The sequence below is a fragment of the Lacticaseibacillus suihuaensis genome (assembly GCF_054785075.1).
In genome coordinates this window covers 192,791-201,880 of the sequence record NZ_BAAGBJ010000005.1, presented here as the reverse complement: position 1 = coordinate 201,880, position 9,090 = coordinate 192,791, and the positions used below count along the sequence as shown (strand labels likewise).

The window sequence follows — 9,090 nt, the reverse complement described above, 5'->3', positions numbered from 1 at the left end:
TCATGTAATATGAGCTGTTTGAATAGCTCGATTTGTTGTTACTAGCGAATTGACTTCGCAATGTTTAATTCTTTTCAATTAAGAAAAGCCCTATCACATTTACGAAACTTTGTTCAGTTTTCAAAGGACTACCTTGTCGTTAAGACAACTTAATGAGTATATCTTATCGCGACGATGTTGTCAACGGTTATTTTAAGGGGTGAATATTTATTCATTCCCGCCGCTCAGCAACCGGTGGGTCGCTTCGACAACAACAAGTATCTTACCAGCCAAAGGGGCGCAACGTCAACCAAAAATCTGCTTTTCCGCAGAAAAAATTGAAGAACCGAATGCCTTCCGAACGCTCGCGCGGCGATGAATATTCAGTTCCGTGATTCACGAACGGCGATGCCAATTTTGGAGATTTTATTCGTACCGGGTCGGGATAAAAAAAGAACGCGCTCACCGCGCGTCCTTCTCCAACTCCCTTAAGTACTCCGAGACCCATCCGTCGAGGCGGCTGGCGATCGGGGCAAACCCGGTGTGGTACTTCCGGTTCGTCCAGTAATGCTTGCGATGCCGATAAGTCGTCATCGCCGGCGCCGGCTGAAGCGCCCGCAGTGACAAGCTAATCTTGCCCGAGTACTCGTCGATGTCCAAAATAACCACCGCCAAGCTCTGGCCCACTTTGAATAGGTCCCCGAGTGCCTTGACGAAGCCGTGCTGGCACTCGGAAATGTGGATCAGCCCCTGGTGGTCCTCATCGAGCAGGACGAACACCCCATACGGCTGAATCCCCGTGACTTTGCCAGTAATGATATCTCCGATGCGATACTCCATGCTGACACTTCATTTCTGTTTTTCGATTTCCCTTAATAGTATACATGAAAAATCGCACGTGACCAGCCTACTTTTGGATGGTGACCGACTCGATGGTGATCGGCGTGTTCGGCTTGTCGGCCGTCGTCTTGACCTTGCTGATTTTTTGGACGATGTCCAGGCCTTCCAGGACGTGGCCGAAAACGGTGTGGCGCATGTCCAGCCACGGGGTGCCGCCGTTCTTGTAGGCGTCGATCACCGGCTGCGGGTAGCCGGCACCCGGCATCTGGCCCAGCATGTTCTGGTTGATGTGTTCGTTAGAGACGATGAAGAACTGGCTGCCGTTGGTGTTGGGGCCGGCGTTGGCCATCGACAAGGCGCCTTGCAGGTTGAAGACGGTCGGGTTGAACTCATCCTCAAAGGCCTTGCCCCAGATGCTTTCGCCGCCGGCACCGGTGCCGGTCGGGTCGCCGCCCTGAATCATGAAGTCCGGAATCACGCGGTGGAAGGTCACCCCGTTGTAGTAGCCTTTTTCCGCCAGGCCGATGAAGTTCTCGACGGTCTTTGGGGCCTGCTCGGGAAACAGCGCCAGGGTGATGGTGCCAAGGCTTGTGACCATCACCGCCTTGGGACCTTCAAAATGTTCGAGATCGAGTTGTGGGTACATAATTTCCTCCTTAGGCGCGGTGGCCGGCACCACGCATGTGTGTTCAGCTTATTTTACCTTAGCGGCCGCGTGATTACCATGCGACGGCAAAATGTGATACCTTAGGTCAGTAAGTCAGAAATGGGGAGAGACTATGTCAGAACACACCTATGAAATCACTGTTATCGGCGGCGGCCCCGTCGGCATGTTCGCCGCCTTCTACGCCGGCCTGCGTTCCGCCGACGTCCTGCTGGTGGAAAGCCTGAGCGAGCTGGGCGGCCAAACCGGCAACCTGTACCCGGCCAAAACGCTGTACGACATCGGCGGCATGCCCGGGGTGTCCGGCCAGGAGCTGGTCGACCGCCTCAAGCAGCAGGTGACACACTTTCAACCGACGATCCGCACGGCCACGGCCGTCACCGGCATTACCCCGGTTGACGGCGGCTTCACTTTGACCACCACCGGCGAGCCCATTCACACCAAGGCCGTGATCATCGCCACCGGCGGCGGGGCCTTCACGCCGCGGCGGCTGGCCGTCGACTACGACGCCGCGCTGGACGACCGCAACGTCTTGTACTACGTCAAAAACCTCGAGTCGTTCCGCGGCTTGGACGTCGCCATCGCCGGCGGCGGCGACTCGGCCATCGACTGGGCCCTGGCGCTTGAGCCGATTGCCCAGTCCGTCCACCTGATTCACCGCCGCAACCAGTTCCGCGGCCTGGAATCAAGCGTCGAAACGCTGCAGGCCTCGAGCGTTCAACTGCACACACCGTTTTTGATCGATGCGGTGACCGCCGCTTCAGACCGCATCGACGTCGCCCTCAAGGAGGTCCGCGGCCCGGCCGAGGCGACCCTGAACGTCGACCGGCTGCTGGTCAACTACGGCTTCATGAGCGACAACAAGCAGCTGCGCAACTGGGGGCTTGAGCTTGCCGGCAACGCGATCGCCGTCGACTCGCAGATGGCCACCAGCATCCCCGGCATCTACGCCATCGGCGACGTCGCCGACTACCCGGGCAAGCTGAAACTGATCGCCAGCGGCTTTGGCGAGGCGCCGACGGCCGTCACCGGTGCCCTCAACTACCTGTACCCGGAACGCAAGCAGGCGCTGCACAGCACCCAGCTCTACCATTAGGAGGCATTATGACTAACGAGGCAAAATTGTACGAACACACACTCGCGCTTTTGCAGGAACGCGGCGTGACGCCAGAGGCGATCGGTGAGCTGGTGATGTTCCTGCAGGCCAAGTTCATCCCCGGCCTGACGCTCGAGGTCGCCACCCAAAACGCCTTGATCGTGCTGAAGAAGCGCGAGGTGCAAAACGCGGTGATGACCGGCATCGCCTTGGACAAGGCGGCCGAGGCCAACAAGCTGGAGCAGCCCTTGCAAAGCATCATCGCCGAGGACGAAGGGCTGTACGGGGTCGATGAGATCTTGGCCTTCGCCATCGTCAACGTCTACGGGTCAATCGGCTTCACCAACTACGGCTACATCGACCGGGTCAAGCCCGGCATCCTGGCCAAGCTCAACGCGCATGAGCCGGGCATCATCCACACCTTCTTGGACGACATCGTCGGCGCGATCGCCGCGGCTGCGGCCAGCCGGCTGGCGCATGCCCACCCCGAGCTTGAAGACGACAATTATTAAGCTTTGGCCAAGCCCGGCGCCATCGGCCTGGGCCGCGCGTATAATACGGCTTATAATCGCGCAAAGGAGTAAGCCATGACGCAACTGATTGACTTCATTCTTCACATCGACACCCACCTGGTCAGCATCGTGAACACCTTCGGCAACTGGACCTACCTGATCTTGTTTGTCATGGTGTTCATCGAAACCGGGATCGTGATTTTTCCCTTCCTGCCCGGGGATTCGCTGCTCTTTGCCGCCTGTGCTCTGGCCGCCAATTCCGCCTACCACCTGAACATCTGGCTGCTGTTCGCCATGTTCTTGGCCGCGGCGGTGCTCGGCGACACAGCCAACTACGAGATTGGCCGCCACCTCGGGCTCGCCGCCGCCAACACCGGCTGGTTTGCCAAGCTGATCAACCGCGAGAAGCTGCAGTCGGCCGAGGCCTTTTTCAACAAGCACGGGGGCAAAACCATCGCGATCGCGCGGTTCATGCCGCTGGTGCGAACCTTCGCCCCCTTCGTCGCCGGTGGGTCGAACATGCACTACCCTAAGTTCATCCACTACAACCTGCTCGGCGGCTTCCTGTGGGTGACGATGTGCTGCGTGGCCGGGTTCTTCTTCGGCAACCAACCCTTCGTCAAGGCCCACTTCTCCGTGGTGGTCCTGGCCATCGTCGCCGTTTCGCTGGTGCCAGTGCTGATCACCGCGCTGCGGTCCCGCCGCGCTGGCAAGGCCTAGTCGGTCAAACACCAAAGGCGCCGCTTGCAATCCATTCGATTGCAGGCGGCGCCTTTTTGGTTGGTCACAGTATTCCAGTCACAGTCCCCGAGCGTCGCGGCGGCCGGTCACGATGCCCCAGACCATCAGCGCCTCAAACGCCACAAGCGCCAAGGCGAAGCAGGCCAGGAAAAAGTCCTCCGGCAACACCAAGATGATCGGATCGGTCACCGGGTTGAACAGCCAGTCGTTGTTTCTGAACATGATTTTGTGAAAGGCGACGAACACCGCGTCGAAGTTCAACGACATCAACGCCCCCAGCACCAGCGGGGCGACGGCGCCGATCTGAAACGGCCGCACCAGGCGGTAGCGTTCCTTGACCCGGCGCAGCTTGGCCAAAAACCGCACGGCAATCGGGCCGGTCACGATGCAAATCGCGATGTCCAGCAAGAACAGGTGCTTGACGTCGCGAAAGTGCCGGGCCCCGTGAACGCTGACCGGAAAGTCGCTCATGTGCAGATGCGTCTCCCAAGGCAGGTGCAGGTAGCCCATCAGTTGCACGTAGTTGTGGTACAGCTTGCCCATGCCCATCCCCGCCACGTCCTGCAGGTGATCGAGGTGGACGAACAGCGGAAACAGCGCAAAGGACAGCAGAATCGTCAGCCAGATTGCACCGCTGACCAGAAACAGCCACAGGGCCAAGAAGCGCCAGCGCATGTCACACCTCCCAGTCGGCCAGGGAGTCGACTTCGTGGGTCGGCTGAACCGCCTCGGCGCGAACCTGCGCCTTGGTGGAGATGCCGGAGTACACCAGCAGCTGGTCGATGCCAGCGTTGATGCCGGCCTTAATATCCGTGTTGTAATTGTCGCCGACCATCACCACGTCCTGCTTCTTCAGGCCCATGCGGCGCAGCCCCTGCTCCATGATGATGGCCTCGGGCTTGCCGATGTAAAACGCCTTTTGCTGGGTGCTGCGCTCGACCAAAGCGATCACCGAGCCGGCACCAGGCACGTGGCCGCGTTCGTTGGGCAGGTTGGTGTCGGCGTTGGTGCCGATGAACTTGGCGCCGCGCTGGATTGCCAGCGTCGCCAACTCGAACTTGTGGTAGGTGACGTCGTAGTCCAGCCCGACCACCACGTAATCGGGGTCGACGTCGTTGAAGCGCAGCCCGATGTCAAGCATGGCCTGCTTGAGGCCGAGCTCGCCGATCACGTACACCGACTTGCCGGTCGCATCGCCGTTGTTTTGCGCCTGAATCCAGGCGGCGGTGGCGAGGCTTGGCGTGTACACCTGGTCCGGCGTCGCGTGGATGTCGTGGTTGGTCGCCAGGTTGCGGCAGACTGCCGCCGGCGACTTGGTGGTGTTGTTGGTCAAAAACAAAAACGGGATGGCCTTGGCCTGCAGCCGTTCGATGAACGCCTTGGCTTCCGGGATGCGTTCCCGGCCGCGGTAAACCGTGCCATCCAGATCAATCATGTATCCTTTGTATGCCAAAATTTCGTCTACCCTATTTCTCGTTAGTCTCGCGCGAGTGAATCGTGAAGTGACGCTTGCGCGGTTGGTGCGGCGCCACGGTTTCCGCCTTGCCAGCGGTGACCTGCGGCTTCTTGGTGATGCGTTCGCTGTACGGCTTACGCGTAGCCTCCGAACGCCTGCCGGCATCGCCGCGGCGCTTTTGGTTGCGGCCGCCGCGCGAGCGTTTTTTGACCGGCTTGTCCGGCGCGTCCAGCCGCTGCAGCACGAAGTACGCGCAGCCGAAGTTGCAGTACTCCAGCAGGTAGTCCTGCAGGGTGCGAATCAGCTGGTCCTTGTTGGCCCGGCGGTTGTCGTCGTTGTAAAAACCGCGCAGCCGCAGCTGGTCGTAGCCCCAGTCGCCGACGATGTAGTCGTACTTCTCCAGGATGTCGGTGTAACGGGCGGCGAATTTTTCGCGGTCAAAGGCCTGCTTGTGATCCAAGGCGATGGCGTAGCGGCGACCGTCGACGGTCACCATGTCAGACGCCACCTGCACCACGCGCTGAGCCAGCACCTCATCCGGATTCACGGCTTGCTCCTCATTCACGTTCATGCCCCCTTCACCGCCACCGCGGCGGTTGATATTGGTTAAGTATAGCACGAAACCGCCGCGCTTGGGGCGGCAGCAGGCGGCCGGCACTTGGGCGGCTCGAGCCGGCCGGTCGCGACGCGGTTCGCTAAACCCGCCTCACGCCGCTCTGGGCGTCAAGCTACGCAGCGCAACGCGGGAGCGGCCTGCTCGAAGCGTCATTTGGGGCAAGACCCGCCCCAAGTGCCGCCGCTGCGCTACTCGGTTCGCTAAACCCGCCTCACGCCGCTCTGGTGGTCGGCGAGCTACGCAGCGCAACGCGGAAGCGGCCTGCTCGAAGCGTCATTTGGGGCAAGACCCGCCCCAAGTGCCGCCTCTGCGCTACCCGTCCCGCTAAACCCGCGCTTCTTCGCTCTGGAACCAAAAAAAGACCGGCCGCAGCCGATCTTCTCTTGCTTGTCTATGAACTTGGGTTACATCATGCCGCCCATGCCAGGGGCGCCGGCACCTGGCTGTGGGGCATCCGTCTTTGGTTCTGGCTTGTCGGCCACAACGGCCTCGGTGGTCAGAATCAAAGCGGAGACAGACGCGGCGTTTTGCAGCGCGGAGCGGGTGACCTTGGTCGGGTCGATGATGCCGGCCGCGGCCATGTCTTCCCAGACGTCCGTTGCGGCGTTGTAGCCGAAGCCCGTGGCCTCGTGCTTCATGCGCTCAACGATGACGGAGCCTTCAAGCCCGGCGTTTTCGGCGATCTGGCGAACTGGTTCCTCAAGGGCACGCAGCACGATGTTAATCCCGGTCTGCTCGTCGCCTTCCTCGCTGAGGGCGGCAACGGCCTTTTGGGCGTTGACCAAGGCGACACCACCACCGGCGACGTAGCCTTCTTCAACGGCCGCGCGGGTCGCGTTCAGGGCGTCTTCGATGCGGTACTTGCGCTCCTTGAGCTCGGTTTCGGTTGCGGCACCGACCTTGATCACGGCCACACCGCCGGCCAGCTTGGCCAGGCGTTCCTGCAGCTTCTCCTTGTCGAAGTCGGACGTCGTGTCCTCAATCTGCTTCTTGATGGTGGCCACACGCTCGGCGATGGCGTCCTTGGAACCTGCGCCTTCGACAATCGTCGTGTTGTCCTTGGTGATCGTGACCTTGCCGGCCTGGCCGAGCTGTTCGAGCTTGGCGTCCTTGAGGTCGAGTCCGAGGTCGCCGGTGATGACGGTGGCGCCGGTCAGAATCGCGATGTCTTCAAGCTGCGCCTTGCGCCGGTCGCCGAAGCCTGGGGCCTTGACGGCAACGACGTTGAAGGTGCCGCGGATCTTGTTCAAAACCAGGGTCGGCAGCGCTTCGCCGTCCACATCATCAGCAATGATCAAGAGGGCCTTACCCTGCTGCACGATTTCCTGCAGCAGTGGCAAAATATCTTGGATGTTGGAGATCTTCTTGTCGGTGATCAGGATGTACGGGTTGTCGAGGTCCGCTTCCATCTTGTCGTTGTCGGTCACCATGTACTGGGACAGGTAGCCGCGGTCGAACTGCATCCCTTCAACGACGGACAGCTCGGTTTGGATTCCCTTGCTTTCCTCGATGGTGATGACGCCGTCGTGGCCGACCTTTTCCATCGCGTCGGCGATCAGGTCGCCGACTTCAGGGTCGGCGGAGGAGACGCTGGCCACCTGCGCGATTTCCTTCTTGCCGGACACGGTGTGGGAAATCTTGTGCAGTTCGTCAACGGCCGCCTTGGTGGCCTTTTCGATCCCGCGGCGGATGCCAACCGGGTTGGCGCCGGCGGTCACGTTCTTCATGCCTTCGCGGATGATGGACTGAGCCAGAACCGTCGCGGTCGTGGTGCCGTCACCGGCGATGTCGTTGGTCTTAGTTGCGACCTCGGCGACCAGCTTGGCCCCCATGTTCTCGTAGTGGTCTTCCAGCTCGATGTTCTTGGCGATGGTCACACCATCGTTGGTGATTTCAGGAGAGCCGTAAGACTTGTCCAAAACGACGTTGCGACCCTTAGGCCCAAGGGTCGTCTTGACCGTGTTTGCTAACTTGTCGACGCCGGCCAGCATTGCGTGGCGTGCGTCTTCGCCGAATTTAATATCTTTTGCCATGTGTCTCGTTCACCTCATATGATAGATTATTGACTCAGACTACTCAGCGATCGCCATCAGGTCCTTCTCGTGCAGGACCAGGTACTTCTCGCCTTCGTACTTCACTTCGGAACCGGCGTACTTGTCGTAAACAACCACGTCGCCCACCTTGACGGTCAGCGGCAACAGCTTGCCTTCAGGGGTGCGTGTGCCTTCGCCCACGGCGACGATTTTGCCGGATTGGGGCTTTTCCTTCGCGTTGCTGGCGAGCACAATGCCTCCAACAGTCTCTTCTTGTTCCTCAACGACCGATACGACGACGCGGTCTCCTAATGGTTTTAACAAGGCAATCCCTCCATACATAATTGATTAGGCTTAGCACTCTTATGTACCAAGTGCTAACTACATTCATTACTATAACGAGTTTGCCGCCTGAATGCAACCCCCAAGTCGGTCTGTTATACTGACCCTGAACGAAAATCCTTGGAGGTGCCTGATGTCAGGAGTTAAAAATGCTTTCGCGATTGTCGGCTGCTACCTGGTCGCCTTGCTCGGCGGCCTGTGGCTGACGCGCTGGGGAACCGCCGGCCTGTGGCTGGCGGCCGCCTTGGGGCTGGTCTGCCTAGTCGCCGCCTGGTGGTTCAACCGCCGCCTGGTGATTCCCAACGCGATCGAGGCGGCCGGCGTGGCCAGCCCCACCAGCCGGGCCGTGTGGGGCATCTCCGGCATCGCGCTGGTGCTGGCGGTGCAGCTCGGTGCCAGCCTCTTGGAGCAGTTGCTGTTCAACCGCGCCGGCGGCTGGGCGTTGAACCAGACGCTGACGGCGGTGCAGGCCGCCCCGGGCTACCTGGTGAGCCTGGTGGTGGTGATGCCGGTTCTTGAGGAGCTGACCTTCCGCCGCGTCGTGTTCGGCAACCTCGCCGGCGTCACCGGCAAGGTTGGGGCGGCCCTGATCGCCGGGCTGCTGTTCGCCTTGGCCAGTGACCCGACGCACTGGCTGGTCGCCACCCTGGTCGGCGCCACCTACGCCTTTTTGTACGACCGCACCGGCAGCGTCCAGCCGGCGATCATCGCCCATGTCGGCACCGTGGCCCTGACGCTGATCTACGCCTTCGCGCATTAGGCCGGCGGGGCCTTGAGTGGCGAGCTTAAGGATGCGTTAACAATCGCCGCA

Annotated in this window: 11 protein-coding genes; 4 read left to right on the top strand and 7 right to left on the bottom strand. The window is 60.5% G+C overall.

The window, feature by feature from the left end:
• Positions 1 to 441: 441 nt before the first annotated feature.
• Complete coding sequence (locus tag ACYVRZ_RS06555) at positions 442 to 819, bottom strand: CvfD/Ygs/GSP13 family RNA-binding post-transcriptional regulator (RefSeq protein ID WP_461225804.1); 378 nt, start codon at positions 817 to 819, stop codon at positions 442 to 444.
• 67 nt (positions 820 to 886) lie between these two features.
• Positions 887 to 1,468, bottom strand: coding sequence for a peptidylprolyl isomerase (locus ACYVRZ_RS06550; RefSeq protein WP_461225817.1), 582 nt, complete (start codon positions 1,466 to 1,468; stop codon positions 887 to 889).
• Between the two features lie 130 nt (positions 1,469 to 1,598).
• Here ACYVRZ_RS06550 and ACYVRZ_RS06545 point away from each other — a divergent pair, with 130 nt between their 5' ends.
• The 3 genes from ACYVRZ_RS06545 (at position 1,599) to ACYVRZ_RS06535 (ending at position 3,811) form a co-directional block, all read left to right on the top strand.
• Positions 1,599 to 2,579, top strand: a complete 981-nt coding sequence (locus ACYVRZ_RS06545) for an NAD(P)/FAD-dependent oxidoreductase (protein ID WP_461225802.1) — start codon at positions 1,599 to 1,601, stop codon at positions 2,577 to 2,579.
• 8 nt (positions 2,580 to 2,587) lie between these two features.
• Positions 2,588 to 3,091, top strand: coding sequence for a phosphatidylglycerophosphatase A family protein (locus tag ACYVRZ_RS06540; protein WP_461225800.1), 504 nt, complete (start codon positions 2,588 to 2,590; stop codon positions 3,089 to 3,091).
• Between the two features lie 75 nt (positions 3,092 to 3,166).
• On the top strand, positions 3,167 to 3,811 hold the full coding sequence (locus tag ACYVRZ_RS06535) for a VTT domain-containing protein (protein ID WP_461225798.1): 645 nt from the start codon (positions 3,167 to 3,169) through the stop codon (positions 3,809 to 3,811).
• 78 nt (positions 3,812 to 3,889) lie between these two features.
• On the opposite strand, the gene ACYVRZ_RS06530 is transcribed toward ACYVRZ_RS06535, so the two are convergent.
• The 5 genes from ACYVRZ_RS06530 to groES form a co-directional block, all read right to left on the bottom strand.
• Positions 3,890 to 4,507 carry a TIGR01906 family membrane protein gene (locus ACYVRZ_RS06530; RefSeq protein WP_461225796.1) on the bottom strand — a complete coding sequence of 206 codons (618 nt, stop codon included), beginning with the start codon at positions 4,505 to 4,507 and terminating at the stop codon, positions 3,890 to 3,892.
• A 1-nt stretch (position 4,508) separates the two neighbouring features.
• Entirely contained in the window at positions 4,509 to 5,285 is a 777-nt protein-coding gene (locus tag ACYVRZ_RS06525) for a TIGR01457 family HAD-type hydrolase (RefSeq protein ID WP_461225794.1), read from the bottom strand.
• 13 nt (positions 5,286 to 5,298) lie between these two features.
• Positions 5,299 to 5,853: a YutD family protein gene (locus ACYVRZ_RS06520; protein WP_461225792.1), complete on the bottom strand. Its 555-nt coding sequence runs from the start codon at positions 5,851 to 5,853 to the stop codon at positions 5,299 to 5,301.
• A 455-nt stretch (positions 5,854 to 6,308) separates the two neighbouring features.
• Positions 6,309 to 7,937 (bottom strand): chaperonin GroEL, encoded by a 1,629-nt coding sequence (groL, locus tag ACYVRZ_RS06515; protein WP_262315731.1) that lies wholly within the window; start codon positions 7,935 to 7,937, stop codon positions 6,309 to 6,311.
• A 39-nt stretch (positions 7,938 to 7,976) separates the two neighbouring features.
• A complete protein-coding gene (gene groES / locus ACYVRZ_RS06510) occupies positions 7,977 to 8,261 on the bottom strand; it encodes a co-chaperone GroES (protein WP_262315730.1) in 285 nt (94 codons plus the stop codon).
• Positions 8,262 to 8,412: 151 nt separating this feature from the next.
• On the opposite strand from groES, the gene ACYVRZ_RS06505 reads away from it, so the two are divergent.
• Complete coding sequence (locus tag ACYVRZ_RS06505; protein ID WP_461225789.1) at positions 8,413 to 9,039, top strand: lysostaphin resistance A-like protein; 627 nt, start codon at positions 8,413 to 8,415, stop codon at positions 9,037 to 9,039.
• Positions 9,040 to 9,090: the final 51 nt, after the last annotated feature.

What these genes read in the sequence shown, in the direction of transcription:
- ACYVRZ_RS06555 (WP_461225804.1), bottom strand. Translation starts at nt 819, where the DNA reads ATGGAGTATCGCATCGGAGATATCATTACTGGCAAAGTCACGGGGATT.
- ACYVRZ_RS06545 (WP_461225802.1), top strand. Translation starts at nt 1,599, where the DNA reads ATGTCAGAACACACCTATGAAATCACTGTTATCGGCGGCGGCCCCGTC.
- ACYVRZ_RS06540 (WP_461225800.1), top strand. Translation starts at nt 2,588, where the DNA reads ATGACTAACGAGGCAAAATTGTACGAACACACACTCGCGCTTTTGCAG.
- ACYVRZ_RS06535 (WP_461225798.1), top strand. Translation starts at nt 3,167, where the DNA reads ATGACGCAACTGATTGACTTCATTCTTCACATCGACACCCACCTGGTC.
- ACYVRZ_RS06530 (WP_461225796.1), bottom strand. Translation starts at nt 4,507, where the DNA reads ATGCGCTGGCGCTTCTTGGCCCTGTGGCTGTTTCTGGTCAGCGGTGCA.
- groL (WP_262315731.1), bottom strand. Translation starts at nt 7,937, where the DNA reads ATGGCAAAAGATATTAAATTCGGCGAAGACGCACGCCACGCAATGCTG.
- ACYVRZ_RS06505 (WP_461225789.1), top strand. Translation starts at nt 8,413, where the DNA reads ATGTCAGGAGTTAAAAATGCTTTCGCGATTGTCGGCTGCTACCTGGTC.